30 protein-coding genes are annotated in these 26,221 nt (G+C 60.8%); 6 read left to right on the forward strand and 24 right to left on the reverse strand.

Going from position 1 to position 26,221, the window contains the following annotated elements:
- Positions 1-62 precede the first annotated feature (62 nt).
- The 5 genes from J5278_RS17110 to J5278_RS17130 all read right to left on the reverse strand — a co-directional run bounded on the left by J5278_RS17110 (position 63) and on the right by J5278_RS17130 (position 3,758).
- A complete protein-coding gene (locus J5278_RS17110; RefSeq protein ID WP_209182698.1) occupies positions 63-833 on the reverse strand; it encodes a hypothetical protein in 771 nt (256 codons plus the stop codon).
- A 75-nt stretch (positions 834-908) separates the two neighbouring features.
- Positions 909-1,328 carry a type II toxin-antitoxin system VapC family toxin gene (locus J5278_RS17115; RefSeq protein ID WP_209182695.1) on the reverse strand — a complete coding sequence of 140 codons (420 nt, stop codon included), beginning with the start codon at positions 1,326-1,328 and terminating at the stop codon, positions 909-911.
- The gene (locus tag J5278_RS17120; RefSeq protein ID WP_209182688.1) at positions 1,325-1,588 is read right to left on the reverse strand and encodes a plasmid stabilization protein; all 264 of its coding nucleotides are present in this window, start codon (positions 1,586-1,588) and stop codon (positions 1,325-1,327) included. Before J5278_RS17120 ends, J5278_RS17115 begins: the two co-directional genes overlap by 4 nt.
- 61 nt (positions 1,589-1,649) lie before the next feature.
- A complete protein-coding gene (gene def / locus J5278_RS17125) occupies positions 1,650-2,165 on the reverse strand; it encodes a peptide deformylase (RefSeq protein ID WP_209182686.1) in 516 nt (171 codons plus the stop codon).
- Positions 2,166-2,252: 87 nt separating this feature from the next.
- Complete coding sequence (locus tag J5278_RS17130) at positions 2,253-3,758, reverse strand: globin-coupled sensor protein (RefSeq protein WP_209182684.1); 1,506 nt, start codon at positions 3,756-3,758, stop codon at positions 2,253-2,255.
- A 208-nt stretch (positions 3,759-3,966) separates the two neighbouring features.
- Here J5278_RS17130 and J5278_RS17135 point away from each other — a divergent pair, with 208 nt between their 5' ends.
- Both J5278_RS17135 and J5278_RS17140 read left to right on the forward strand, forming a co-directional pair.
- A complete protein-coding gene (locus J5278_RS17135) occupies positions 3,967-5,160 on the forward strand; it encodes a DNA recombination protein RmuC (protein ID WP_209182681.1) in 1,194 nt (397 codons plus the stop codon).
- A 47-nt stretch (positions 5,161-5,207) separates the two neighbouring features.
- On the forward strand, positions 5,208-6,107 hold the full coding sequence (locus tag J5278_RS17140) for a ribokinase (RefSeq protein WP_209182680.1): 900 nt from the start codon (positions 5,208-5,210) through the stop codon (positions 6,105-6,107).
- A 139-nt stretch (positions 6,108-6,246) separates the two neighbouring features.
- Here J5278_RS17140 and J5278_RS17145 read toward each other — a convergent pair whose 3' ends face one another.
- Complete coding sequence (locus tag J5278_RS17145) at positions 6,247-7,185, reverse strand: nucleoside hydrolase (RefSeq protein ID WP_209182678.1); 939 nt, start codon at positions 7,183-7,185, stop codon at positions 6,247-6,249.
- A gap of 241 nt (positions 7,186-7,426) precedes the next feature.
- Between J5278_RS17145 and J5278_RS17150 the strand changes: the two genes are divergently transcribed.
- The 3 genes from J5278_RS17150 to J5278_RS17160 all read left to right on the forward strand — a co-directional run bounded on the left by J5278_RS17150 (position 7,427) and on the right by J5278_RS17160 (position 8,728).
- Complete coding sequence (locus J5278_RS17150) at positions 7,427-7,858, forward strand: Hsp20 family protein (protein WP_142823878.1); 432 nt, start codon at positions 7,427-7,429, stop codon at positions 7,856-7,858.
- Between the two features lie 49 nt (positions 7,859-7,907).
- A complete protein-coding gene (locus J5278_RS17155) occupies positions 7,908-8,165 on the forward strand; it encodes a DUF1150 family protein (RefSeq protein WP_142823877.1) in 258 nt (85 codons plus the stop codon).
- 125 nt (positions 8,166-8,290) lie between these two features.
- Positions 8,291-8,728: an N-acetyltransferase gene (locus J5278_RS17160; protein WP_209182676.1), complete on the forward strand. Its 438-nt coding sequence runs from the start codon at positions 8,291-8,293 to the stop codon at positions 8,726-8,728.
- A 73-nt stretch (positions 8,729-8,801) separates the two neighbouring features.
- Here J5278_RS17160 and trmB read toward each other — a convergent pair whose 3' ends face one another.
- From trmB to J5278_RS17240, 16 genes are all read right to left on the reverse strand, one after another.
- Positions 8,802-9,503 (reverse strand): tRNA (guanosine(46)-N7)-methyltransferase TrmB, encoded by a 702-nt coding sequence (trmB, locus tag J5278_RS17165; protein ID WP_209182674.1) that lies wholly within the window; start codon positions 9,501-9,503, stop codon positions 8,802-8,804.
- 5 nt (positions 9,504-9,508) lie between these two features.
- Complete coding sequence (gene metK / locus J5278_RS17170; protein ID WP_142823874.1) at positions 9,509-10,747, reverse strand: methionine adenosyltransferase; 1,239 nt, start codon at positions 10,745-10,747, stop codon at positions 9,509-9,511.
- Positions 10,748-10,926: 179 nt separating this feature from the next.
- A complete protein-coding gene (locus J5278_RS17175) occupies positions 10,927-11,346 on the reverse strand; it encodes a helix-turn-helix domain-containing protein (RefSeq protein WP_111216473.1) in 420 nt (139 codons plus the stop codon).
- 158 nt (positions 11,347-11,504) lie between these two features.
- Positions 11,505-13,106, reverse strand: coding sequence for an apolipoprotein N-acyltransferase (gene lnt / locus J5278_RS17180; protein ID WP_209182672.1), 1,602 nt, complete (start codon positions 13,104-13,106; stop codon positions 11,505-11,507).
- A gap of 93 nt (positions 13,107-13,199) precedes the next feature.
- Complete coding sequence (locus J5278_RS17185; protein WP_209182670.1) at positions 13,200-14,375, reverse strand: hemolysin family protein; 1,176 nt, start codon at positions 14,373-14,375, stop codon at positions 13,200-13,202.
- Between the two features lie 8 nt (positions 14,376-14,383).
- Complete coding sequence (ybeY, locus tag J5278_RS17190; RefSeq protein ID WP_209182668.1) at positions 14,384-14,890, reverse strand: rRNA maturation RNase YbeY; 507 nt, start codon at positions 14,888-14,890, stop codon at positions 14,384-14,386.
- Positions 14,891-14,905: 15 nt separating this feature from the next.
- On the reverse strand, positions 14,906-15,961 hold the full coding sequence (locus tag J5278_RS17195) for a PhoH family protein (protein WP_142823870.1): 1,056 nt from the start codon (positions 15,959-15,961) through the stop codon (positions 14,906-14,908).
- A gap of 29 nt (positions 15,962-15,990) precedes the next feature.
- Positions 15,991-17,382, reverse strand: coding sequence for a tRNA (N6-isopentenyl adenosine(37)-C2)-methylthiotransferase MiaB (miaB, locus tag J5278_RS17200; protein WP_209182661.1), 1,392 nt, complete (start codon positions 17,380-17,382; stop codon positions 15,991-15,993).
- A gap of 49 nt (positions 17,383-17,431) precedes the next feature.
- Complete coding sequence (locus J5278_RS17205) at positions 17,432-18,229, reverse strand: 1-acyl-sn-glycerol-3-phosphate acyltransferase (RefSeq protein ID WP_209182659.1); 798 nt, start codon at positions 18,227-18,229, stop codon at positions 17,432-17,434.
- A gap of 125 nt (positions 18,230-18,354) precedes the next feature.
- The gene (locus J5278_RS17210) at positions 18,355-18,783 is read right to left on the reverse strand and encodes a Fur family transcriptional regulator (protein WP_111216460.1); all 429 of its coding nucleotides are present in this window, start codon (positions 18,781-18,783) and stop codon (positions 18,355-18,357) included.
- Between the two features lie 38 nt (positions 18,784-18,821).
- Positions 18,822-19,310: a GNAT family N-acetyltransferase gene (locus J5278_RS17215; RefSeq protein WP_142823867.1), complete on the reverse strand. Its 489-nt coding sequence runs from the start codon at positions 19,308-19,310 to the stop codon at positions 18,822-18,824.
- 3 nt (positions 19,311-19,313) lie between these two features.
- Positions 19,314-19,982 carry a tRNA (adenosine(37)-N6)-threonylcarbamoyltransferase complex dimerization subunit type 1 TsaB gene (gene tsaB / locus J5278_RS17220; protein WP_209182657.1) on the reverse strand — a complete coding sequence of 223 codons (669 nt, stop codon included), beginning with the start codon at positions 19,980-19,982 and terminating at the stop codon, positions 19,314-19,316.
- 25 nt (positions 19,983-20,007) lie between these two features.
- On the reverse strand, positions 20,008-20,574 hold the full coding sequence (locus J5278_RS17225) for a NifU family protein (protein WP_111216957.1): 567 nt from the start codon (positions 20,572-20,574) through the stop codon (positions 20,008-20,010).
- A 115-nt stretch (positions 20,575-20,689) separates the two neighbouring features.
- Entirely contained in the window at positions 20,690-21,181 is a 492-nt protein-coding gene (locus tag J5278_RS17230; RefSeq protein WP_111216455.1) for a universal stress protein, read from the reverse strand.
- Positions 21,182-21,269: 88 nt separating this feature from the next.
- A complete protein-coding gene (gene trpS, locus J5278_RS17235; RefSeq protein ID WP_142823864.1) occupies positions 21,270-22,334 on the reverse strand; it encodes a tryptophan--tRNA ligase in 1,065 nt (354 codons plus the stop codon).
- Positions 22,335-22,433: 99 nt separating this feature from the next.
- A complete protein-coding gene (locus J5278_RS17240) occupies positions 22,434-22,829 on the reverse strand; it encodes a VOC family protein (RefSeq protein ID WP_209182649.1) in 396 nt (131 codons plus the stop codon).
- Between the two features lie 138 nt (positions 22,830-22,967).
- Here J5278_RS17240 and J5278_RS17245 point away from each other — a divergent pair, with 138 nt between their 5' ends.
- Complete coding sequence (locus J5278_RS17245; protein WP_209182647.1) at positions 22,968-23,468, forward strand: GNAT family N-acetyltransferase; 501 nt, start codon at positions 22,968-22,970, stop codon at positions 23,466-23,468.
- A 40-nt stretch (positions 23,469-23,508) separates the two neighbouring features.
- On the opposite strand, the gene J5278_RS17250 is transcribed toward J5278_RS17245, so the two are convergent.
- Both J5278_RS17250 and J5278_RS17255 read right to left on the reverse strand, forming a co-directional pair.
- Positions 23,509-24,378, reverse strand: coding sequence for an aldo/keto reductase family oxidoreductase (locus J5278_RS17250; protein WP_209182644.1), 870 nt, complete (start codon positions 24,376-24,378; stop codon positions 23,509-23,511).
- Positions 24,379-24,781: 403 nt separating this feature from the next.
- Positions 24,782-26,167, reverse strand: a complete 1,386-nt coding sequence (locus J5278_RS17255; protein ID WP_209182642.1) for a cytochrome P450 — start codon at positions 26,165-26,167, stop codon at positions 24,782-24,784.
- Between the last annotated feature and the right edge of the window lie 54 nt (positions 26,168-26,221).

A 26,221-nucleotide genomic window follows, 5' to 3' on the forward strand; every position in this document is an offset into this window, starting at 1 on the left:
GTGATCATCGCGTTCTTGGTTCGACGGAGGGGCCGGCATTTTTACCCTCAGATCTCCGCCGCTTAGGCACTCTCGTCGGGCAACCAGACTCTGAGTTCGCCGACCGCCCTGAAGCCAAGCTTCGTCATTTCACCGAGCGCGTCGCCGCTGTCATATCCAACAAGCGGCGCATTGCCTGAAAACGCTGTCGCTGCCAGCGAAACTGCGTCTCGGAATGCATCTGGCGTACCATTCAGGCTGAAGATGTTGGAGACGCCGACACTCTTCGGCGATTGGTTCACGATGCATCCGGCATCAAAGCCGCCGCCGGCCAGTCGACCGTAGATATGTATGTCGGGATCCAGAAGCAGTGCGGGTGTGAAGACATTGGCATCAGTCGGGCTACCAGACTCTTTCCAGGATTGTTCCCAGCGAGCCAGCGCCGCCCCGTCGCCTATGCGTCCCCAGCCATGAGGGATATCCGCCGGCAGGTCGTGGGGTTCAGCCCAAATCCATGAGGCGGAAAACAACATCTTGAACCCCCTTCTCACCAAATCGAGCCTGGAAAAGCCATCCTTCAAGCCGGGTCGTCTTCCCAGTCGCTCCGTCAGCCGAGCAATTTCAAACAGCTGCTCCTCGGTCGAATGAGGCTCAAGTGTTGTCATGTTGGAATAATACGGCGGCGCGACCGCATCGCTGGACCAGAATGCCGTGGTTCGCTGGTCGGCCAGTCCGTGGGAACGGAACATTGCCTGATAGAGGTCGGCATTGTTCGCGGCGCAAATACGGGCTTTTTCCAAGTCCGAGCGTGTCGTATCCGTTTGATAGTTGTTCCGAGACGAAATGCTCACCATGACAAAGCCTTTTTCTCGACACGTCCGAAACCTGTTCTGCACATCTCACGAAATGCGATTGTCCGTCGTTACGATTTAGCCACCTTCAAACGGATTTATCAGCACGAGATCAAGCCCCTCGAAGTCTTTCGTGTTGCGCGTCGCCAGCGTTGCGCCATGCGAGAGGCAGATCGCGGCGATCATGGCGTCCTTGGTTTCGATGGAGCGTCCTGCATTTTTTCTTGCGGCACTGATCGTTGCATAAAGGTGTGCCGCATCCAGCGAAAAATCGAGAATACGTCCGGAGAATGCAGCTTCAATGCGATCAAAAGTCGATGCCAGTTGTTGGCGCCGCTTGCCTTCAGGTAGCAGTGCTATGCCGTACCGAACTTCTCCGACAGTAATCGTCGTCAGGAAAATCCGCTCGATCGCGTAGTCATCCAGCCAGGCCAAGATCCTTTCGCTGTGCGTTCGCCCCTCCAACTCGGAAATCACGTTCGTGTCGAGGACGATCATCCGTCGAACCGGGGCGGCTCACGATCAGGCTGATGGCGGAAAGCTGAAATAGCTTCGATGTCGGCGTCGTCGAAACGCTCTTCGCCAAGGATAGCTCGCAAACGCCCACCGGCGGAGGTACCGGTATCGTCGGGAGTTGGCAATGCTCGTTGCAGTTGGTCGATAGCTTCTTCGGAAACGCTGCGTCCGTTGCGGCGCGCAGTTTCCTCAAGCCTCATCTTCAAGGCTTGGTCTACGCCACGCAGCAGTAAGTTACCCATAGGCGCCTCCTTGATATCTCCTGTATCATAGGTGAGGCTGCCAAGACTTTCAATCTGGGCTTCAGCCCGCCTTGGTCTTGGCGGCCTTGGTGAACTTCTTGATGACCATTTCGCGCTTCAGCCGCGAGATGTGGTCGATGAAGAGGACGCCGTTCAGGTGGTCGATCTCGTGCTGCAGGCACGTCGCGAGCAGGCCGTCGGCCTTGACGGTCTGCTTGACGCCGTCGACATCGAAATACTCGACCGTCACCTCTGCCGGGCGCTCGACTTCGGCGTAGTAGTCGGGGATGGAGAGACAGCCCTCCTCATAGACCGACCGCTCTTCCGACGACGCGACAATCTCGGGGTTGATGAACACCAGCGGCGTCTTTTCCTCCCCCTCGCGCGAAAGGTCGATGACCAGCATGCGCCGGTCGACACCCATCTGCACGGCGGCAAGGCCAATGCCCGGCGCGTCGTACATCGTGTCCAGCATATCGGTCGCCAGCCGCTTCGTCTCGGCGTCGAAGCGTTCGAACGGCTTCGAGACTACGCGCAGCAGCGGATCGGGGAGAATGATAAGAGGCTTGATCGTCATAAAGTCTCCCATAGCCCATCTTTGTTTGGGAGGGAATTATGAACATGGCCGCAAAACGGGTTTTTTGCGGCCATGTTTGATGACCGCTCAGGCCGCCCGACGTTTCTCGCCCTGCATGTTGCCATTGCGGATATCGGCTTGCGTCTTGAAGCCGCTGAGAAGGGCGACCAGAGTATTCGCCTCATTGCGCAGGTGCCGTGTCTCGGCAGAGGTGCGTTCGACCATCGCTGCGTTCTGCTGGGTTATCGTATCCATGTTGCGCACGGCGGCACTGACCTCGGCGACGCCGATTGCCTGATCCTTGGCAGCAGCGGCAATGTCGCCGACAAACTTGTTGACGCCGTCGATCCGGCTGATCATGTCCGCAAGAGCGACGCCGGTGCTGGACACGATGGTGACGCCGGCGTGGACCTGGGTCGAGCTCTGCGAGATCAGGTCCTTGATCTCCTTGGCGGCACTGGCCGAGCGCTGCGCCAGCTGCCGCACCTCCTGCGCCACCACGGCAAAGCCCTTTCCGGCATCGCCGGCCCGGGCTGCCTCGACGCCGGCGTTAAGCGCCAGAAGGTTGGTCTGGAAGGCGATCTCGTCGATGACGCCGATGATCTTCGAGATTTCGGTGGAGGATTTCTCGATTTCAGCCATGGCGGCAACGGCGCTGTTGACCAGATCGCCCGAGCTTTTCGCCTGCTGCTGGGTTTCGCCTACGGCGACGGAGGCCCTGGCCGCATTAGACGCCGTCTGGCCGACGCTGACGGCCAGCTGCTGCAGTGCTGCAGAACTCTGCTCGACGCCGGCGGCCTGCTGCGCCGTGCGCATGGAAAGGTCATCCGTCGCCTTCGACATAAGGTCCGTGCCGCTCAGCACCCCTTCGGACGTAGCGCGGACACCACCGATGGAATGGCGGAGAGCCGCTACCGCGTTGTTGTAGTCGCTGGCCATCTTCTGAAAGGCGCCCGGGAGGTTCTCCGGCAATACCGCCTCGAAGTCACCCTTGGACAGAGATTCGAGGCCGCGGCTCAAATGCTCCATGGCTATGCGCTGATCGGCTTCGGCGCGGGTTCGATCCTGCTCCAGGACCTGGCGTTTCTCGTCCAGTTCGGCGAGATAGACGGAGATCGCGTAGTCGATGTCGAGGAAAGTCGCCTTGACGACGGCCGCCAGCTTGTTCGACAAGCCTGGGGCGTGGCGTTTGCCGAAGCGCGATGGCCAATGCTTGTGCAGGATGCCATGCATCAATTCCGTCAGCACCAGGGCGTAGCCGCCGATGTACCAGCTGGGATCGAGGCCAATGCGCGCATGGGTCTTGCCGACAGCAGTCACGCCGGCCACGTAATTGGCATCGAATTGGCCATTCGACAGATGTCCCCAGTGGCTCTCCTGGCGCGCCTTGGCGCCATCCATGTGGGCTTTGTCGCGGAAGAAATGGGAAATCGCGGGTGTCCTGCCCATCTTCGCATAGAGCTTGTCGAGCGCGCCGCCGAGAAGCTCCGACAGCGTCGGGCGCAGTTCGCGCAGGGTCTCGCGGGTGGCGTCGTCGATCTCGATGAAGTCCAGGCGTTGTCTGAGGGTGGATGTATCGGGCGCAGCTTTCATCTTGATCTCGGTCTGAATGAGGCTTCCGCACGCCAAGCGTGCAGGGTAAAGGCAATCTGCCAGACTTGACCGATTTGCATTGACCATCCGTTAACTTTGTTACCCAGATTTCGCCCGATACGGACAGTTTACATTGTTCACGTTTTGATCTGGCTTTTACCCTGACTGGCGTTATAGTCCGGCGATCTCCAACTATCGCCAGGATGCCATGACGATCTCCCTTTTTGGTTCCGACTTCCAGACGGTGCAGTTGCTGTACGGCGCGGTCGGCCTGCTCGTTCTTGTCATCGTGATCCTGCTGGTCCGCAGTGCCGGCAAAAGGCAGAGCGACGACGAGATGGATTTTCGCGCTGCAGAGGCGGAACAACGGATGGCGGAGATGCTGCGGCTGCAGGCCGAGATGCAGGGCCGTCTGGCGACGATGACCGAGGTGTTCGGCAGTCGCCAGGCGGAGTTCAACCACGCCGTCAACCAGCGTCTCGACGGGATGTCGCACCGGGTGACCAGCACGCTCAACGAACAGACAAAATCGACGCATGAAAACCTGCAGAAACTGCAGGAACGGCTCGGGGTCATCGATGCCGCACAGTCCAATATCCAGTCGCTTGCAAAGGATGTCGTCGGGCTGCAGGCGATCCTGTCCAACAAGCAGACGCGCGGCGCCTTCGGCCAGGCACGGATGGAGACCATCGTTGCCGACGGCCTGCCGTTCGGCGCCTATGCCTTCCAGCACACGCTGTCCAACGGGTCGCGGCCCGATTGCATCATCCATATGCCAAACGGACTGCCGCCGCTGGTGGTCGATGCAAAATTCCCGCTGGAAGCCTGGAACGCCATCCGCGCGGCCTCCAGCCCGGAAATGGTACGCATCGCCGGCCAGCAGTTTCGCCGCGACATGGAAGTCCACATCCGCGATATCTCCGAAAAATATCTGATCCAGGGCGAGACCCAGGACACTGCCTTTCTCTTCGTACCATCGGAATCGATCTTTGCCGAGATTCACGAAAAGTTCGAGGGTGTTATCCAGAAAGCGCACCGCGCGCAGATCGTCATCGTCTCCCCGTCCCTGCTGATGCTGTCGATCCAGGTGATCCAGTCTGTCCTGAAGGACCAGCGGATGCGTGAGCAGGCGCATCTCATCCAGGGCGAAGTGGCGCTGCTGATGGCCGATCTCGGTCGTCTCGATGAGCGCGTCACCAAACTCCAGGGACATTTCTCCGCTGCCCAGAAAGATGTCGAGATGATTGCCACGTCCTCCTCGAAGCTTGCGAGGCGCGGCCAGAAGATCGAGGCACTGGACCTGACAGAGCACTCCGAGGCGGTACGCGAGCCGGCAGAACCATCACGCGGAGTCGAAAGCCGTACTGGACTTCTGAAGCTGAGGGTGGTTGACGAGGACTAAGCGCTTCGGCAGTGTCGCGCCGATATTCCAGCAGAGCAGGCATTCCCATGATCACAGTATTCGGCTCCATCAACATGGACCTCGTTGCAACCACGGACCGGCTGCCGAAGCCCGGGGAAACCGTTGCCGGCAACGGCTTTGCAACGGCTGCCGGCGGCAAGGGTGCAAACCAGGCGCTGGCCGCCCGCCGCGCCGGCGCAACGGTGCGCATGGCCGGCGCTGTCGGCACCGATGGCTTTGCCGAGCCTGCGTTGGCGCTGCTGGCAGAAGCCGGCACCGATCTCGGCGCGGTAAAGCATGTCGAGGGCCCAACCGGGACGGCACTCATCCTTGTCGGCGGCGACGGTGAAAACGTGATTGTTGTGGTGCCCGCTGCGAATGGTGCCGTCACCGCCGAAGACGCCACTGCTGCGGTGGCCGGACTGAAGGCCGGCGATATCCTCATGCTGCAGCTCGAGGTGCCCGGGAATGCGGTGGAGGCGGCGCTTGGCGCTGCCAAGGCCGCCGGTATCCGGACGATCCTCAACCTCGCGCCGCTGACATCAGATGCCAAACGGCTCGGGCGGCTAGCCGACATCGTCATCGCCAACGAAACGGAATTCGAGCTTCTGGCAGGCCAGGACGGAATGACGGCTACCGATCGTGAAGCGGCAATGACCCGCCTGCATGGGGAAACCGGGCAGACGCTGATCGTCACTCTGGGTGGCGATGGCGTGGTTGCCATAAGGGACGGCGTACTGTCGCGCGCCAAGGGCCTCGTCATCGAGCCCGTCGACACGGTCGGTGCCGGCGACACGTTTTGCGGCTATTTCGCTGCCAGCCTCGACCAAGGGCTCGACTTCGAGGCCGCACTCCGTCGCGCCGCCGTCGCCGGCTCCCTCGCCTGCCTTTCAGCCGGAGCTCAGCCATCGATACCCCTGGCCGAATCGGTCGCCGCGAGGCTCTGATCGGTGTCTCACGGATAATCTGGTGTAGTTCCGCCCGGAATTTATGACGAACTTAGCAGTGCTATAAAAGGTGGCACTCCACCTAAATGACCAAAGGCCGCCGGGACAATCCGGCGGCCTTAAACTCTGTTCCGAATTCTCAGATCCGCGCAAAGCGCTCCGTAAGCAGCGCAAAAAATCCGTTGGCGTCGACCGATCGCATGAACCGGGCGTTGCGCTTGCGATCTGTCACGTGCCACCAGTCGACGACCATCATGCCGATCGTCAGCTCCGAACTGACCTCGATCTCGACATTGCAGGTGCGGCCGTCGAAAAGCTCTGGCTTCAGCAGGTAGGCAATGACGGTCGGATCGTGCAGCGGGCCGCCGTCTGAGCCGTATTTCTCGATATCGAAGCGCTCGAAGAATTCCAGCATCTCGGCCATGGCCTTGGCCGGCGCGGTGCCGATGTCGGCGATCTTGCGGACCCTGTCCTTGCGGGTCAGCAGCTGATGGGTGACATCGAGCGGCATGATGACCACCGGCACGCCCGACCGCATAACGATGTCGGCCGCCTCGGGATCGACGAAGATATTGAACTCGGCGGCCGGCGTAATGTTGCCGCCCTCGAAGAAGCCGCCGCCCATCATCACCAGTTCCTGAACGCGACCGACGATTCCCGGCGCCTTGCGGAAGGCCGTGGCGATATTGGTGAGCGGGCCGAGGGTGCAAAGCGTCACCGTGCCCGCGGGCTCGTGCAACAGTGTTTCGATGATGAAGTCGACGCTGTGTTGCGGCTGCAGCGCCATCGTCGGCTCGGCAAGCTCCGGACCATCCAGCCCCGTCTTGCCGTGCACGTGCTCCGCAGTCACCAGCGGCCGGGCAATCGGCCGGTCGCAACCGACAAAGACCTTGATATCGCGGCGATCGCAAAGCTCGCAGACGATCCGCGCATTGCGGCTGGTCATGGGCAGCGGCACGTTGCCGGCTACGGTGGTGATACCGAGAATTTCAAGCTCCTCCGGGCTGCCGAACGCCAGCATGATGGCTGCTGCGTCGTCCTGTCCCGGATCGGTATCGATGATGATCTTCCTTGCCAAACGCGCGTCCTCTTCCCTTGTCACTGCGGCGTCCCTGCGCCTCTTCCACCCCTTTTTGACGCCATTCGAACTGCCTTTGTCAAGCAAGCGCTGCAACCATAGGGGCAGCGAATATGCCGTTGGATTCCGATTGCGTCAGGCGACGTGCTTGCGCTGAAAGCAGGCAATGCCCATATTGCGGCCATCCGGATGCTGAGATGCAGGTCCGGCAGGGTCGCTTGACAACCAAGGACTTGTAGAGATGAGCCGTATGACGCCTTTTGCCAGCCCTCTCCTGTTGGGCTTCGACGCCATGGAAAAGACCCTCGAGCGGATTTCCAAGATCAGCGATGGATACCCACCCTATAATATCGAGCGAATGCAGGCCGAACCGGCAACTGGCGAACCGGAGCGATTGCGCATCACGCTTGCCGTTGCCGGCTTCAGCGAGGACGAACTCGAAGTCACAACGGAAGAAAACCAGCTGATCATTCGCGGCCGGCAGATCGAGCAGGAGGCACGTGACTATCTTTATCGGGGCATCGCCGCCCGGCAGTTCCAGCGCGTCTTCGTATTGGCCGAAGGGATGCATGTCCTTGGCGCGGCATTGAAAAACGGTTTGCTTTCGGTCGATCTTATCAGACCGGAACCGCCGCGTGGGGTGAAGAAAATTAACATTTCGGTCCCAGAGTAAGGCAACGGCGAATCCGAGCCGTTGGTCCCCCACGCTGGAGGAACGGGAAATGTTACTCAAAGAAGCCACCGCACGCCTCACCGAAAACGAACTCGTATCGCTCGGCAGCGGCGAAGTCGCCTATGTCCGCAAGATCCGCCAGGAGGAAGTGTCCCGTTGCTTCCCGGAAGCTCCGGACATCGATCCCACAGTTGATCTGTGGGCCCTTTTCGGCGCCGACGGCACCCCCATCCTATTGACCGACAACCGTTCCAGCACCTTCTTCAAGGCTGCCGAAGACGAGTTGAAAACCGTCAGCCTGCACTGAGTTTGCAGCTGGGGACGACCTCCAGATCAGCCGATCCCGATTCAATGTACGCGCGCCGGATTGTATCCTCAGAGCCAGTGCGGGCGCGCGCGTCTGCCCTCCGGGTGTCCTTGCAGATGAAGTTCATGACAAGACAGCTCTCGATAGAAGATATGGATGAAGCTGCCGTCGTTCTACGCCGCTCATTTGACGAGCGGATGCCTGCATTGTCCGGCCTTCATACTGCCGAAGAGGACAGACTCTATTTTCGGGAGCATCTCTTTACCCAATGCGAAATGTGGGGCGCATTCGACCAGGTGATGCTCGGCTTCATAGCCTTCACAGATGAGTGGATCGAACAACTCTACGTTCTGCCCAACTTTCAGCGCATCGGTGTCGGACGGGCGCTGCTCGATATAGCAAAAGGACGATCACCTTCTCTGAAACTCTGGACTTTCCAGCAAAACGAACGGGCCCGCACCTTCTATGAGCGAAACGGTTTTGCGATCATTGATGAAACCGATGGTGCGACCAACGAGGAAAAAGCGCCGGATGTGTTATTCGAGTGGAAGCAATCGAGCTGAATGCGCCTGACGCTTTTGCGATAGCCCGATAATCGTCAATTCCACCCTGCGAAGGCAAACTGCCCAGATCGTCCTACACCCGCTTAAACGTCAGATAGGCCGAGGAGCGGCCTTCGCGTTTGGCTTTGGCTTCGTAGCGCGTGCCGGGCCAGCCGTCATAAGGGGTGAGCCAGTCGGCGGCGTTTTTCGCCGTCCATTCGAAGCCGCCATGGGCCTTACAGTGCTGCAGCGTCCAGTTGATGTAGGTGTCGATGTCGGATGCGAAGCAGAATATTGCGCCGGGCTTCAGGACTCGGTGAAAGCGGGCGAGATTGACCGCGGAGACGAAGCGGCGTTTCCAGTGGCGTGTTTTCGGCCAGGGATCCGGATAGAGCAGGTCGATCTGGTCGAGACAGGCGTCCGGCAGCCAATCGAGCAACTGCGTAGCATCGTCGTTGTAGACGCGGATGTTCTGAACACCCGCTTCCTCGACATGGGCAAGCAGCTTCTGCATCGAATTGACGAAGGGCTCGACACCGATGAAACCGGTCGTCGGGTTTTCCTTGGCCCGGTGGATCAGGTGCTCGCCACCGCCGAAGCCGATTTCGAGCCGCAGTCGTTCCACCGGAACTGGAAACAGCGCCTGGAGAGAAGCAGGCACAGGCGTGTCGAGATCAACCATGAAGGCGGGCAGCAGGGTTTCCAGCCGCCCGGCCTGCTGGCCACGCAGGGGCTTGCCCTTGCGCCGACCGTAGAAGGCTTCCGTTGCCCGCGATCGGCGCTCGGTATCGTTCATGACATTCAGGCCTTGATGGCTTCCTTGAGCGGCTTGACGAGGTCGAGCTTTTCCCAGGAGAAGGAACCGTCGCGACCTGCCTTGCGGCCGAAGTGGCCATAGGCGGAGGTCTTGGCGTAGATCGGCTTGTTGAGGTCCAGATGGCGGCGGATGCCGGTCGGCGACAGGTCCATCACCTTGCGGATGGCAGCTTCGACCTGGTCCTCGGTGTACTTGCCGGTCTGGTGCAGGTCGACATAGATCGACAGCGGCTGGGCAATGCCGATCGCATAGGCGATCTGGATGGTGCAGCGGTCGGAGAGGCCGGCGGCAACGACGTTCTTGGCGAGATAGCGGGCTGCATAGGCAGCAGAGCGGTCAACCTTGGTGGTGTCCTTGCCGGAGAAGGCGCCGCCGCCGTGCGGAGCAGCACCGCCGTAGGTGTCGACGATGATCTTGCGGCCTGTCAGGCCGGCGTCGCCATCGGGACCGCCGATGACGAACTTGCCGGTTGGATTGATGTACCAGGCGCAATCGGCAGCGACCGGCAGGTCGCCGAATGCTTCCATGATGTAGGGCTCGACAACCGAGCGGACCTTCTTCGAATCCCAGCTTTCGTCGAGATGCTGGGTCGACAGAACGATCGAGGTGACTTCTGCAGGCTTGCCGTCGACGTAGCGGACGGTGACCTGGCTCTTTGCATCCGGGCCGAGCTTGCCGGCTTCGCCTTCATGCTTCTTGCGGGCGGTGGCAAGCAGCTGCAGGATCAGGTGCGAATAGTAGATCGGTGCCGGCATCAGGTCCGGCGTTTCGCGGCAGGCGTAACCAAACATGATGCCCTGGTCGCCAGCGCCTTCATCGCCCTGCTTGTCGGACGCGTTGTCGACGCCTTGCGCGATGTCGGCCGACTGCGAGTGCAGCAGGACATCGATCTTCGCCGTCTTCCAGTGAAAGCCTTCCTGCTCGTAGCCAATGTCCTTGATCGCCTTGCGGGCGGCTGTCTTGAACTTGGCCGGATTGATGACGTCCTTGCCGTCCTTGTCCTTCTTCATCAGGCTCGGCGGCAGGCGGACCTCGCCGGCGATAACCACCCGGTTGGTGGTCGCCAGGGTTTCGCAGGCAATGCGGACACTCCAGGGATCGATGCCGGTCTTTGCGGCTTCACGGTAGACCAGATCGACGATTTCGTCGGAGATGCGGTCACAGACCTTGTCCGGGTGACCTTCGGCAACAGACTCACTGGTAAAGAGGTAGTTGGCACGCATGCGGGAATTCCCCTCAAAGAATAAAGCTGGGTCTGTGTTAGTCAGTTCAAAGCCGAATGACAAGGCACAGAAGGACATGGATATATCTTTATATCCCACTTTCCGGTTAAGATTTTTGCGCCAAACATGCAAAAGGCGGCCAAAATGACCGCCTTTGCGTCTTCATGTATAGCCGGCGCTTACTCGGCGTCGGCTTCGGCAGCCAATGCCTTGACCAGTTCGACGACCTTGCGGCGGACCTTTGCATCGGAAATCTTGACGAAAGCACGATTGAGCTGCAGGCCTTCCGAGGACGAGAGGAAGTCCACGACATAGTTGGAGCTCGAGGCTTCAGCCATGCCGCTGGCGGACGTCGAGTGATCGCCCGGTGCGTCTTCAAAGAAAAACGAGACCGGCACGTTGAGGATGCTGGAAATATTCTGAAGACGACTGGCGCCAACGCGGTTGGTGCCCTTTTCGTACTTCTGGATTTGCTGGAACGTGATGCCGAGGCTTTCGCCAAGTTTTTCCTGGCTCATGCCCAGCATGGTGCGACGGAGACGGATCCTGCTACCGACATGGATGTCGATTGGATTCGGCTTCTTCTTATTTTCGATCATTATAATGCCCTAACTAGCTCTGGTTGAATCGGCTTCTTCGCCCCCACTACCCCCGACCATGCTTATATAACGCCACGTTGCAGAGCTATATTCGCTTGATCGCCATCTTACGTACAGATTAGCGTCCTGGACCACTATGCATTTTTAGGGGTTTTAGGTCAATTCAGGGCTGAAATAAAACCCATGCGTGAAATCACTGCAATCAGGCCCATGCACGCAAGTGCCAACCAAAAGTACAGAACCCGCAGTTTTTCGCCTATTTTAGTTTGGTCTACGCTACCCAAGGTGGCGTCGACAAATCCCTGCTGACCAAGATCGAGGCCGGCGACGAGACGTCCATGAGAATCGACCAGAGCAGAAATTCCGCTGTTGGCGCTGCGGATGAGCGGCAGGCCGTATTCGACGGCGCGGACACGGGCCTGCTGAAAATGCTGGTAGGGTCCAGGGGTATTGCCGAACCAGGCGTCGTTGGTGACATTGACGATAGCGTCGGCCTTGGCGATATCGGGCGTCATCTCGTCGGGAAAGATGATCTCGTAGCAGAGCAGCGGGTAAAGCCGGATGCTCGATGGCAGGGTCAACAGCGAGCGACGGGCGGCAGCGGAAAAACCGCCCGGCATCTCGACGATGTTGGCTATGCCGAAATTCTGGAGGATGCTCTCGAAGGGCACATACTCGCCGAACGGCACCAGATGCACCTTGTCTGCAGCGCCAATGATCTGGCCGCGGCCATCGATCACGTAGATCGAATTGTAATAGCGCGGCGGCGTCCCGGGGCCCATGTCCTCGGCCCGCACGGCGCCGGTGATGAGAATTTGGTCGGCGGCGAGCACGTCGGCAATGCGGGTCAGGGCGTCCCGGTTGTCGGTCAGGAGAAAGGGTAGTGCCGTTTCCGGCCAGACGATGATGTCCGGCCGCTTGCCACCATCCTTGGGTGGCGCCGCCGACAACGCCAGATGCTTCTCGAAGATCGCGGTGCGATCGCCGTCGCTGTCCTGCTTGGCCTCCTGGTCGATATCGGGCTGGATGACGCGCACAACCGGCGCCTTTGCATCTGCACGGAAGGCAGGCTCCGGCTGGCTCAGCGCGTAGTAGCCGTAGCCGAGATGGGCAGCGAACAGGAGGGCCGCGAGTGTAATGCCGGGGATGGCGCCGTTGCGGGTGCCTAACAGCGCCGGCGCCGCAAATACGAAGACGGACAGCACCGTCACCCCCAGCATGCCGATCATGTGGGCCGACTGCATCATCAGCGGCGTCGGCATCATGCCATAGCCGATGGCATTCCAGGGAAAGCCGGTGAAGACGAAACTGCGCAGCCATTCGATAAAACCGAATGCGAAGGCCAGTGCTGCGATCCGTCCCAGACCGTCGGACCATACGAGCCTCGCCAGCGCGGCGGCGAGCCCGTAGAAGATCGCGAGAAATGCCGGCAGGCCGAGGATCGCCAGAGGCAGGGCCCACGCGAACTGCTCCGCATCGATCATCAGCGCATGGCCTAGCCACCACAGGCCGGCGACGAAATAGCCGAAACCGAACAGCCAGCCGGTAACGAAAGCTGGCCATAGACGGCGGAGGATGCCGCTGCCTGGAGCGGCAGTGGCGCCGTCAAGCAGCCAGACAAGCAGGGTGAAGGAGACGAACATCGCGGCAAAGAAGCCGAAGGGCGGGAGCGCCAGCACGCCGATAGCGCCGGCACCCATGGCAAGCAGGGCACGCCTGAAACCCCAGACCAGAATGACCCTGTCCGCAAGCCATTCCATGCACGCTCTCCCTTGAAACACCACGAATCAAACCCGTTGCGCAGTGTTTCAAAAAAGGCGCGGTTTGTCCCTTGAAGGCTTAGAGCAGCGGCCCTAGCCGGCTGCGTTGCGATTGACGGCACCGCCATCGGATGGCCCGTCGACAGCCGGATGGTCTTTGTCATTACCGGATGCCTCCACTTCACCCTTGACGGGGCGACGACGGACCGGATGGCGCTTGCGGGTGATGCGGACGCGCTTGATGCGGCGCGGATCAGCCTCGAGGATCTGGAACTCGAACCCGGGAAGCCCCTGGACAAGCTCTCCGCGAACCGGAATGCGACCGAGCGCCGAAAAGATAAGGCCACCCAGCGTATCGACGTCGTCGACTTCCTCGCTGACATCGAAGTCTGAGCCGATAGCCCGGGCGATATCTTCGAGTTCAACGCGGGCATCGGCGACGAAGACGTCTTCCGATACCTGCTTGAACATGACCTCTTCGTCGTCGTGCTCGTCGTCGATATCGCCAACGACCATCTCGACGATGTCCTCATGCGAGGCGAGGCCGTCGGTTCCACCATATTCGTCGATGACCAACGCCATCTGGGTGCGGTTGACCTGCATGCGCCGAAGCAGGTCGGAGGCCAGCATCGACGGCGGCACGAACAGGATCTTCCTGATGATGCCGGCTTCGGCAACGGTCTTGCGAAGATCGACCCGGGCGAGATCGAAGTTCGGCTTGGCGGAACGCGGTGCCTTTTCGGCCTTCTCGGCAGCAACAGCGGCGACCTGCGGATCGATTGCCGCAGCCTTGGCGCCGACCCGGCGCTTGTTGCGCGCCTGCTTGGCCACATAGGAAAGCAGGTCTCGGATGTGCACCATACCGCGCGGATCGTCGAGCGTATCGCAATAGACGGGCATGCGCGAACGTCCGCTTTCCTCGAACAGGATCATCAGTTCCCCGATGGTCAGGCTCTGGTCGACCGCCTCGATATCGGCACGCGGCACCATGACGTCGGCCACACGCACCTCCCGGAAGCGCAGGATATTGTGCAGCATCGCCCGTTCGTCGGCCGAAAAACCGTCATCATCGGTGCCGTTCACCATCAGGGCGTCGGTGAGGTCCTCGCGCAGGCGCGAGCCCTGGGCCGGACGCAGCACGCGCGCCGCTCGGCTCCAGAAGGTGGATTGGGATCTGTGCCCCGCCCTGCCGTTGCTACTCGCCGCCTCTTCGGAGGCTGCGTCCTGCTCTTTGGCGTCAGTGGCCGGTTTTGCTGTAAAGTCGCTCATGGTTCCAATCAGATCGGGTCTTGACCCGCATAGGGATCTGATAGGCCAAGTCTCGCCAAAATACGAGTCTCAAGGCCTTCCATCAGTTCGGCGTCTTCATCATTCATATGGTCGTAGCCAAACAGATGCAACAATCCATGCACCATCAGATGGGTGAGATGCTCGTCGACACCCTTGTCGAGATCAACCGCCTCGCGCTCCACCGTCTCGCGAGCGATGATGATATCGCCCAGCATGGGGCCTGGCATGCCGCCGGGAGCAAGCGGAAAAGCAGGGAACGACAGGACATTGGTCGGCTTGTCCTGCTGCCGCCATTCGGCGTTGATCGCCCGGATTGAGGCATCGTCGGTGAAAACCAGCGAGAGTTCGGGCTCCATCGATGGAAAAGGCTGATGGACCTCCGTCTGCAGAAAATCTGCGGCATCGCCAAGCACGCGCTCGGCCATCGCCTGAAGTGTTTCCTCGGAGGGCCAGCGGCCCTCCTCGATGCTGATCTGTATGTCCAGTCGGGTCATGGCGTCATGCCGGCATCAGCTCTGCCGATCGGCCTCTTCGCTTTCGGGCGTCGCGTACATCGTATCGTAGGCGCGCACGATGCGGCCGACGAGCGGATGGCGGACGATGTCGGTATCCTTGAAGCGGATCACCGAAATGCCCTCGACGCCGGTCAACAGCTGCAAAGCCTCGACGAGCCCGGATTTGACGCCGCGCGGCAGATCGATCTGGCTCGGGTCGCCGGTGACGATCATCCGCGAGTTTTCGCCGAGACGGGTAAGGAACATCTTCATCTGCATCGAGGTCGTATTCTGCGCCTCGTCGAGGATGACGGCGGAGTTGGCCAGCGTACGGCCGCGCATGAAGGCGAGCGGCGCGATTTCGATGACACCGGCGATAATGGCCCTCTCGACCTTGTCGCCTGGCATCATGTCGTAAAGCGCGTCATAGAGCGGCCGCAGATAGGGATCGACCTTCTCTTTCATGTCGCCGGGCAGGAAGCCCAGTCGTTCGCCAGCTTCCACAGCCGGGCGCGACAGGATGATCTTTTCGACCGCGCCCCGTTCCAGCAGCTGGCAGGCCTGGGCCACGGCAAGATAGGTCTTGCCGGTACCAGCAGGGCCGCAGCCGAAGACAAGTTCCGAGCGCTCGAGTGCACGGAGATAAGCATCCTGCGTCGGCGTGCGCGCGACGATGGTCTTCTTGCGGGTCGAAACCTGGGCCATGGTCAGCTTGGCCTTGCGCTCCATGGTCGGCAGGATCAGCTGGTCATCGGCCGCCAGCGCCATGCGGATGGCGCCCTCGACATCGGACGGCTCGACGCTGCCACCCTTCTGCAATTTTTCGTAGAGGTAATCGAGGGTGCGCCGGGCCTGATTGGTGGCCAGCACATCGCCGGTGATGACGACGGAGTTGCCGCGAGCGCGGACGTTGATCTTCAGCCGCTCCTCGAGCAGCTTCAGGTTCTGTTCGAACTGACCGAACAGCTCGCTGGCGAACCTGTTGTTTTCGAAAGTCAGAACGAAGTGATTGGCGTCGGTCGCGGCAGGGGACTGGCGCGGAGTAGAGGAAACCAATTCTTGTGCGTTCAAGCGGTCAAGCTCCTTTGCCAATCTCGGACCTACACCTGCTCTGCAAAGAGACTGTTGGTGCTTGTCCCGGTGATTCGTACATTGATAATGTCACCGATTTGCGATGCCTTTGCATCAACATTCACGGATTGCAGCCACGGAGAGCGACCTATCAACTGTCCTGGCATGCGACCGGGCTTTTCGAGCAACACATCGACCACGCGGCCGACGCAGGCTTCGGCAAATTCCTGCTGCTGGCGCATGAGAAGCGCTTGCAACCGTTCCAGCCGTTCAGCCTTGATCTCTTCGGGCACCTGATCCTTCAAGTCCGCGCCGGGGGTGCCGGGACGCGTCGAATATTTGAACGAGTAGGCCTGTGCATAGCGCACGGCCTTGACGAGGGTGAGCGTATCCTCAAAATCCTTGTCTGTCTCCCCCGGAAAGCCGACGATGAAATCTCCGGACAGCGCGATATCCGGGCGCGCGGCCCGGATGCGCTCGACCAGGGCCAGGTAGTCGGCCGTACTGTGGCGGCGGTTCATCGCTTTTAGGATGCGGTTGGAACCGGCCTGCACCGGCAGATGCAGATAGGGCATCAGCATGCGGAGGTCGCGGTGGGCATTGATCAGCCTGTCATCCATGTCGCGCGGATGGCTTGTGGTATAGCGCAGCCGCGCCAGACCCGGAATGTCGGCAAGCCGATATAGCAGGTCGCCAAGGCTCCACTCCTCGCCATCCGGTCCCTTGCCGTGCCAGGCGTTGACGTTCTGGCCAAGCAGCGTCACTTCGCGCACGCCGCCGGCGACCAGCTTCTCCGCCTCGTCGATGATCTGCGACACTGGCCGGGAAACTTCGGAACCGCGTGTGTAAGGCACGACACAGAAGGTGCAAAACTTGTCGCAGCCCTCCTGCACCGTGAGGAAGGCCGTGACGCCGCGGGCACGGATCTTCGCGCTTTCGGCCATCGGCAGATGCAGGAACTTGTCTTCGATGGCGTATTCCGTATCGACGACGCGCTGGCCTTGCTTGGCGCGACGCAGCGCCTCCGGCAGGCGATGATAGGTCTGCGGGCCGATAACGACATCGACGGCCGGCGCCCGGCGCAGGATTTCCTCACCTTCGGCCTGGGCGACGCAGCCGGTGACGCCGATCATCATCTCGCGACCGTCTGCGGCCTTGCGCTTTTTCATGTCGCGCAGCCGGCCAAGGGCAGAATAGACCTTTTCGGCCGCCTTCTCGCGGATATGGCAGGTGTTGAGGAGGACGAGGTCGGCCTCTTCCATATCGTCGGTCGGCTCGTAGCCGTCCTTGGCCAGCGCGTCGCTCATCCGCGTGGAGTCGTAGACGTTCATCTGGCAGCCGTAGGTCTTGATGAAGACCTTGCGGCTGTTGTTGCCATCACGGGTTTCCGGGGCGATCAGAAGGGCGCTGTCCTGGGTCATGGCGGCTATCTAGTGGTTTTTTGACGGTGTGAAAAGACAATCTTGAGTATCAGGTCTTGTGGCGACCGAGCAGCAGGCCCGAAAGCAGGGCACGAATGCGCTCGGTGACTTCCGCTGCGACCTGCTTGCGGTTGCTGTCGGCGCGATAATCGACCGTCTCGCCGAAATGCACGTCGACATCGATTGCGCCGCAGGCAAGCACGCCCTTCAGCGACGGCAGCATCTCGATGTCTCCCGGCCATGTGGCAACGGGCCGGTGATAACGCCCCATCGGCATGCCGTGGATGCCTGTATAAGCGACCGCGACCGGCTGGACGTGCACCACGCCTTCGGGTGCGGCCGGAAGAGCAGCCGCCGCCGCCCCGAACAGCGAGGACTTCACCTCCAGCAGGCGGTTGCCGTCCGACGTTGTGCCTTCCGGAAACAGAACGACGATCTCGCCGCCGGCCATGCGCTCGGCAATCTCGTTCACCTGTTCGCCCGTCTTGCGCTTCTGCTCTCGGACAACGAACACCGTCTTTTGCAAGCGCGCGAAAAGCCCAAAGATAGGCCAGCCGCGCACCTCGATCTTCGCAATGAAGGCAACATCGGCCACCGCCGACAGCACCAGGATATCCAGCCAGGACGAATGGTTCGATGCCAGCATCAACGGCCTTCGACGATCCGGCGCGCCGTGAACGCGGATGTGTAGCCCGAAGGCATAGCAGACGAGGCGGTGCCAGAGGCGCGGCAGGTAGCGACGCAGCCTCCAGTCAAAATAGAGGCAGACACATTGCAGCGGCAGCAGGAAAACGCTGGCGACCAGCACAAGAAATCCACCGAAAACAAGGCGCAAGCGGTGGATCAAGGCCGTGCCTCATAAAGTGTTTTGGGGTGCGTACCTACCACCGCCTCCCCCATAATACCCTTACCGCAAAGCTGCGGTTTCCGAATGCAGAAGCTTCGTCCGGCCCTGTCGCAGACATCAGGCACTCAGTGCTCGTCCTTCTTGATCGGCACCCCATAGAGCTCCAGCCGGTGGCCGACAAGGCGGAAGCCGTGCTCGCGGGCGATACGTTCCTGCAGAGCCTCGATTTCCGGCGAATGGAACTCGACGACGTCGCCGGTTTTCAGGTCGATCAGGTGGTCGTGGTGCTCTTCCGGAACCGTCTCGTAGCGCGAACGCCCGTCGCGAAAATCATGGCGGGTAATAATGCCGGCGTCCTCGAACAGCTTTACCGTGCGGTAGACCGTGGAGATGGAGATTTTCGAATCGATCTTCACCGAGCGGCGATGCAGTTCCTCGACATCGGGGTGATCCTCGGCATCTGCAATGATTCGAGCGATGACGCGCCGCTGCTCGGTCATGCGCATGCCGCGTTCGGCACAGAGCTCCTCGAGCGATTTGGCAATATCTGTCATCGATGTCGTCTTCTGGCCCGTGGATCCGACCCTAGGGACTAGCGAAGATCGCGGCGCATGACAAGCGCCGTCGATTTTGTACCGGATGCATCCGTGTAATAGGCCTTGCGCTCGCCAACCGTGGCGAAGCCCAGCTTGCGGTAGAGCCCGACTGCCGCAACATTGCCGGCATCGACCTCCAGAAACATGCTTTCCCCGCCGCGCCGGTGCGCCTCGCGCATCGCTGCCTGCATCAACCGCCAGCCTAGACCGGCGCGACCGAGCTTCGGCTGCACCGCAACCGTGAGGATCTCCGCCTCGTCGGCGACATGGCGAGCGAGCACGAAACCGCAAAGCGCCGGCTTGCCGTTGGTCTGGCGGGCAACAAAGCCGAACACCGGCTCCTGCGACAGCAGGCTGTGGAATTCGCCTGTGCCCCAGGCTTTCGGAAAGCGGGCGCTGTGCAGCGCGGATACGTCGGCGCAGTCGCGCGAGACCATGGCGACGATCTCGTAATCGGGCTTACTTCTAAGGAATGACGGCAGCATCGCCTATTGCCTCGCGACGGCGAAGCCGAGCTGCGGCTTGGCATCGGGGCCGCGCAGATAAAGCGGCTTCGGCTTCTCGCCGACAAGCATTTTTGCACCGAGCCGCGCAACATCCGAGATCGGAAAGGCATTGCCAGCCGCGTCTGCCGGCACATCCTCCGCCGTGGAGCTCAAAAGCGGCACGGCCGAGCCGGCCAACAGGCCATCGAACTCGGCGGCCAGCGCTCGAGCATCCTCCACAAGCACCGCCGCAGACTCGCTAAGAGGCATTCCGTCGACGCCGAATGTTTGCAGGTAGACTTCGCCCCGCTTGGCGTCCATTGCCACCAGCATCGGCCGGCCCGCAGCCTTCGGGCGATGGGCGGCCGCGATCACCTCGAGTGTCGTGACGCCGACAGCCGGGATGCCGAGCGCAAGGGCAAAACCACGGGCGGCAGCGACGCCGACCCGGATGCCGGTGAAGGAGCCGGGACCGACGGTCACGGCGATCCGCTCGACTGCATCGAGCTTCAGGCCAGCCTTGTCGAGCACACGATCGACCAGTGCGATGAGATGTTCGGCATGGCCCTTGCCGATGGTTTCGGTAATTTCGGCGAACACGCGGTCGCCGTCGCTGTCATAGACGGCGGCGGCGCAATCCGTGCCTGCGGTATCCAGCGCCAGTACGATCATTTTCGACGTTTCCGGAAAATCCCGATCAGACCGCCTCGACTTCCAGCACTTCGGGCACGAAATGGCGGAGGAGGTTCTGGACGCCGTGCTTCAGCGTGGCGGTGGACGAAGGGCAGCCTGCGCATGAGCCTTTCATGTTGAGAAAGACGGTGCCATCCCGGAAGCCGCGGAAAGTGATGTCGCCGCCATCCTGGGCGACGGCCGGACGGACACGGGTCTCCAGCAGTTCCTTTATCGTCAAGACGATGGACTCATCGCCCTCGGCGAAGAATTCGCCATCGGCATCCGTGACTTCCGACAATGCCGAGGAAGTGCCCATGACGGGCTTGCCGGACATGAAATGCTCCATGATCGAGCCTAGGATGGCTGGCTTCAGATGCTGCCATTCCTGATCGTCCTTGGAGACGCTGATGAAATCATAGCCGAAATAGACGCCGGTGACTCCGGGCACGGTGAACAGGCGGGCCGCGAGTGGCGAAACCTGCGCGTCGGCTGCGCTGCGGAACTCGGCCGTACCATTTTCCATGACAACCTTGCCAGGCAGGAATTTCAGCGTTGAGGGGTTCGGCGTGGACTCGGTCTGAATGAACATCGTCATCTCCATGACGGCGGCATGAGCCTGTCCGTCGTTTAGAACTCTTCAAAAGAAAATAGGCCTTTTCGGCCAACCAATCAAGACCGCCACACTCAACAAATCGGCAACGGGATCAGCAAAGAGCGTCGATTTCCTCGTTTGTCAGCGAATCCGGCAGCACCGTGACCGGGATCGGGAAGGCTGCGGAGCGACCGGCGACGGACGATACCAGCGGCCCCGGACCTTCCTTGTTCGATCCCGCTGCCAGAACAAGAATAGCGACGTCGCGGTCCTCGTCGATCACTGCATTCAGCTGTTCCGCAACATCGCCCTCGCGGATGACCGTTTCGGGCTCGATGCCGATGGTCTCCCGCACAAGCTGGGCAGCCTTGGCGACAACAGCCTCGGCCTCCTCACGCGCTTCTGCGCGCATGATTTCCTCGACCCCCAGCCATTGCTGGAAATCACCATCGGGAATAACGTAAAGCAGCAGCAGACCGCCATTGGAATTCTTCGCCCGCCGGCCGGCATAGTGCACGGCACGCTGGCATTCGGGAGTGCCGTCGATCACCGCCATGAACTTGCGGCGATGGCCTTCTAGCCGTGAAAGTCGCTGTGATACCATGCCCGGACTCTGACACGTGATGGCCGATTTTTGCAAGCCCCCGTCTTCTCCTTCTCCCCAGCAGGGAGAAGGAGATTGGACACGTGACCTAGGAGATGAAGCCGACGATATCGCGGACCTGCTGCATGGTGACTTCGGCACGGGCACGGGCCCTTGCTCCACCATCGCGCAGGACGGCATCGATATGACCGGGGTCGGCCATCAGCCGGCGCATTTCGCCGGTGATAGGCGCCAGGGTAGCAACCGCAACATCGACCAGCGCCGGCTTGAAAACCGAGAACTGCTGGCCGCCGAATTCGGCAAGGACCTCCGCCTTGGTCTTGTCGGCAAGTGCTGCGTAGATGCCGACGAGATTGTCGGCTTCCGGGCGCCCGGCAAGTCCGGCGATCTCGCTCGGCAAGCCATCCGGATCGGTCTTCGCCTTGCGGATCTTCTTGGAGATGGTCTCCTCGTCGTCCATCAGGTTGATGCGCGACAGGTCCGATGGATCCGACTTCGACATCTTCTTGGAGCCATCCTTCAGCGACATGACACGCGGCGCAGGGCCATCGATCAGCGGTTCCACCAGCGGGAAGAAGGCATGCACCGGCTGTTCGCCAACGACGATATCAAGCCCGGTGCCAGCGCGGCGGATGTGCTCGGCGTAGTCGATGTTGAACTTCATGGCGATGTCGCGGGCAAGCTCCAGATGCTGCTTCTGGTCATCGCCGACGGGCACATGCGTGCCGCGATAGACGAGAATATCGGCCGCCATCAGGCTTGGATAGGCGTAGAGCCCGAGCGAGGCATTTTCACGATCCTTGCCAGCCTTGTCCTTGAACTGCGTCATGCGGTTCATCCAGCCGATGCGGGCAACGCAATTGAAGATCCAGGCGAGTTCGGCGTGCTGGGGCACGGACGACTGAGCGAAGACGATATGCTTTTCGGGGTCGATGCCGGCAGCGAGGAAAGCTGCGGTAATCGAGCGGATCTGGCCGGGCATGTCGTCGTGGACGAGCTGCGCGGTCAATGCGTGCATGTCGACGACGCAGTAGATGCAGTCGTTGTTGTCCTGCAGAGCCACGAATTTCTTGATGGCGCCGAGATAATTACCGAGATGCAGGTTGCCGGTCGGCTGGACGCCGGAAAATACGAGTTTCTTGAATTCGGTCATGTCGTCCTCAATAGGCTTGTGGAAGGCCCCAGGGCTTTTCCGCCCATGTTGCAACATCGCGGCTTATGCACGGCGATAACCTGCCGAGCAAGAGGGATCTCAGGCAGAATGCTCGATCAGATCCCAGCGATTGCCATAGGGATCAGCAAACACCGCGACCGTGCCATAGATTTCGCGCCGGGGCGCCTCCAGGAAGGCGACGCCACGGACCACCATGACTGCATGATCGCGGGCGAAATCGCTGGTCTTCAGGAAAAAGCCGACGCGGCCGCCGGTCTGGTTGCCGATTGCCGCACGCTGATCTTCGCCCTCCGCCCTCGCCAGCAGCAACGCCGCCCCATCCGTCCCCGGAGGCCGCACCACGACCCAGCGCTTGCCATCGTCCTGGACCTCATCCTGCTGGCAATCAAATCCAAGCGCGTCGCAGTAAAATGCCTTTGCAGCATCGTAGTCGTCGACGACGAGCGTGACGAGGAAGACGGATCGGTCGGACATGTCGGGCTCTCAATTATCTGGGCGATGGTGTCGTGGGTTACTTAGGGCGGACGTCCACCGTCGAGTTAGGCAAAGGTCGTCGGCATATCGACAGCAACCATACTTTACGGGCGTTGTCGGCGGAACTAAAGGAAGCATATGCCGAACATTCAAATCGATCGCGTCCATATTTCGGATGCTGAAGACCTCATCGAGGCAAACAGGAAGAGCAGAGCTTTTCATGCGCCCTGGATTGCTCCATTCACGGATATGGATGGCTTCGACGCGTGGTACGCCAGGACGATAACCGGACCCAACCTCGACTTCGTCGCACGCGAGCGAGCAAGCGGTTCCATCGTCGGCGTGGTGAATATCAGCGAGATTGTTTGGGGCGCGTTCCGAAGCGGATACCTCAGCTATTACGGCATTTCCGGGCTTTCGCGGAAAGGCTTTATGACCGAGGCGGTCGATAGCGTCTGCAAACACACTTTCGCCGAAATTGGTTTGCATCGGCTGGAAGCAAACATCCAGCCGGATAATGTTGCGTCACTGGCCCTGGTGCGGCGAGCCGGATTTCAGCGCGAAGGCTTTTCCGAAAGATACCTCAAGATCGCCGGCGAATGGCGCGACCATGAGCGGTGGGCGAGGCTATCCAGCTAGAGGGCACCGCACCATTGCAGTGCGGCGCCCCGCGTTTGCCTTAGCCAGCAGACACGCCGTCGAGGGCCCTGAGGACATCTTCGGTAAGCTGAAGGTCGGCAGCAGCCAGATTTTCCTTGAGATGCCCGACGGACGAGGTGCCTGGAATGAGCAGGATATTGGGAGAGCGGCGGAGGAGCCAGGCAAGGGCAACCTGCATCGGCGTCGCACCAAGGCTCGCAGCGACGCTGTCGAGAGCCGAGGACTGCAGCGGGCTGAAACCACCAAGCGGAAAGAACGGCACATAGGCGATGCCATCGCGGGCGAGATCGTCGATCAGCGCGTCGTCGCTGCGATTGGCAAGATTGTACATGTTCTGGATGCAGACGATGTCGGCGATACGCCGGCCTTCGGCAATCTGCGTCGGGGTGGCATTGCTGAGCCCTATGTGGCGTACGAGGCCCTGGCGCTGCAGGTCGGCCAATACGGTCATGGGCGCCTCGAGCGAGCCTTCGGCCGGCCCATGGGCGCTGAACATCAGGCGCAGGTTGACGACATCGAGCACATCGAGGCCGAGGTTGCGCAGATTGTCGTGAACGGCCTCAGTCAACTCGGCGGCAGAGAAGGCCGGGTTCCACGATGCGTCCGGGCCACGCTTGGCACCGATCTTGGTGACGATCACCAGATCGTCGGCATAGGGGTGAAGCGCCTCGCGGATCAATTGGTTGGTGATATGCGGACCGTAGAAGTCGCTGGTGTCGATGTGATCGACCCCGGCCTCGACAGCGGCGCGGAGCACAGCGATGGCGGCGTCGCGATCACGGGGCGGCCCGAAAACGCCGGGTCCGGCAAGCTGCATGGCGCCGTAGCCCATGCGTTTGACGCTGTGACTGCCGAGGGTGAATGTGTCTGGCTGATGGGTAGCGGACATGGCTTTCTCCTGTGAAGCAGGAGGTAGAAATAGGGCTCGCTACCCCATCTGGAAATAACCGCAATCCGCACAGGCTGTGCGGCACCGTGAACAATGACAGCGCCCGCCTGCATGGCATCATGGATTACCGAGCGCTGCACGAAAGCGGGAACATCAGCGTATCTGCAGGCTCACCCAATAGAGCATCAGCATGCTAAGGAGTGTCAGCGAGACCTGTTTAAACCGTCTTACCCTTTTTGTGCGGACACCTGTCCAATCGTACTGCATCAAGCAGCCCTCTCCTTATCGCGTCCTCAGCAATCATTGCCATGGAGCGCGGCAGCAGCGAGCCGCATCCTCGCCTGAGCTTGGTATATTACGAAACTTGCGTATAGCATTTGTACCGCTTTCAGCTTCGCAACGCCTAGGAAGACCGAGATGGGGCGGCACGTTTACGCACGACCATCATCAGGTTTTCCTTGGGACGCAGCGTGACTTTCATGATGGCCTTCTTATCTGCCGCACCATGATTGCCGAGCCTCACCGCTGGCAAGAGTACAGCGAGGATAGCGACGGCCTCCATGACGGCGAAAGCATTGCCGATACAGACCCGTGGCCCTGCCCCGAACGGCATGTAGGCGTAGCGGTGGCGGGCCTTGGCGGCATCCGGGGCAAACCGGGCGGGATCGAATGTCTCGGGATCGGACCAGAGCGACGGATGACGATGGAGTGCGTAGATCGGCACGTAGATATCCGCGCCTGCCGGGATCCTGAATTCGCCCAGTGCGAACTCACGCACGGCCGTCCGGGTGATGATGGGGGCCGGCGGATAGAGCCGCATGGCCTCCGAGAAGACTTGCCTGGTGTAGCCGAGCCTCGCGACGTGTTCCGGGCGCAGCGGGCCTCCCCCGGTCACCGTTGCGATTTCCGCGAGGACAGCGGCTTCATGTTCGGGGTGCTTTGCCAGGAGATGGAGTGTCCAGGCAAGGCCCAGCGCCGTCGTCTCGTGTCCGGCCGTGATGAAGGTCATGAGGTTATCGACGATTTCGCCGTCGCTCATGCTACGGCCGCTCTCCGGATCGGAGGCGGAGAGCAGCATCGATACGAGGTCGTAACGGGCATCGGGCGCAACCCGGCGCTCGGCGATGACCCTGGCGAGGCTTGAGCGAAGAAACGCCACTGCCTCCCGCGCCTTGCCGCGACCGGGAAAGGGAACCCATTCCGGAGCGCCGAGCATGGCGAGTGCGAATGTCCAACCGCTCGGTTTCAGGTAGTCGGTGATCCCTTGCTCGACCCGCGCCACATCGATTCCATGGCCGCCCGACATCATGGTCTCGACGATGATGTCGAAGGTGGTGCGCATCATTTCGTGGCCGATATCAACGGTGCTGCCCTCGGCTGCCAGAAGCCGGTCCCGGGTGGTTTCCGCCGCTGCGATCATGGCGGGTTGCAGTTCGACGAGCCGATCATGGCGAAATGCGCCGGCGACTGCCTGTCGCTGCCATTTCCAGTGCGACCCATCGGCGGTGAGAAGCCCTTCGCCGAGGGCCGGACCCAGCGCCCTGCGCACATTCTCGCCCTTGCTCAGCGCATCCGCATTGCCAACGAGAGCTTCGTGAATAAGGACGGGATCGGTGAGATAGACGTGGGTCTTGCCGGCGCGCTTGGCGAAAACCACGCGTTCCGTGAACACTTGCGGGGGCAAGGCCTGCAGCGGATTTCTGATCACCGCGACAATTGCTGCGGCGGTGGACCGGCGGGGAATAAACGGCAAGTTGGACGATGAGGGCACTGCGGTTGCGGCTTGCATGTCTGGCTCCTTGTTCGAACGCAGAAACTGCGGTAGCGTCTGCCTAAGGTGATT

The sequence above is a fragment of the Rhizobium sp. B21/90 genome, from assembly GCF_019355815.1.
GTDB classification, from domain to species: domain Bacteria; phylum Pseudomonadota; class Alphaproteobacteria; order Rhizobiales; family Rhizobiaceae; genus Rhizobium; species Rhizobium rhododendri.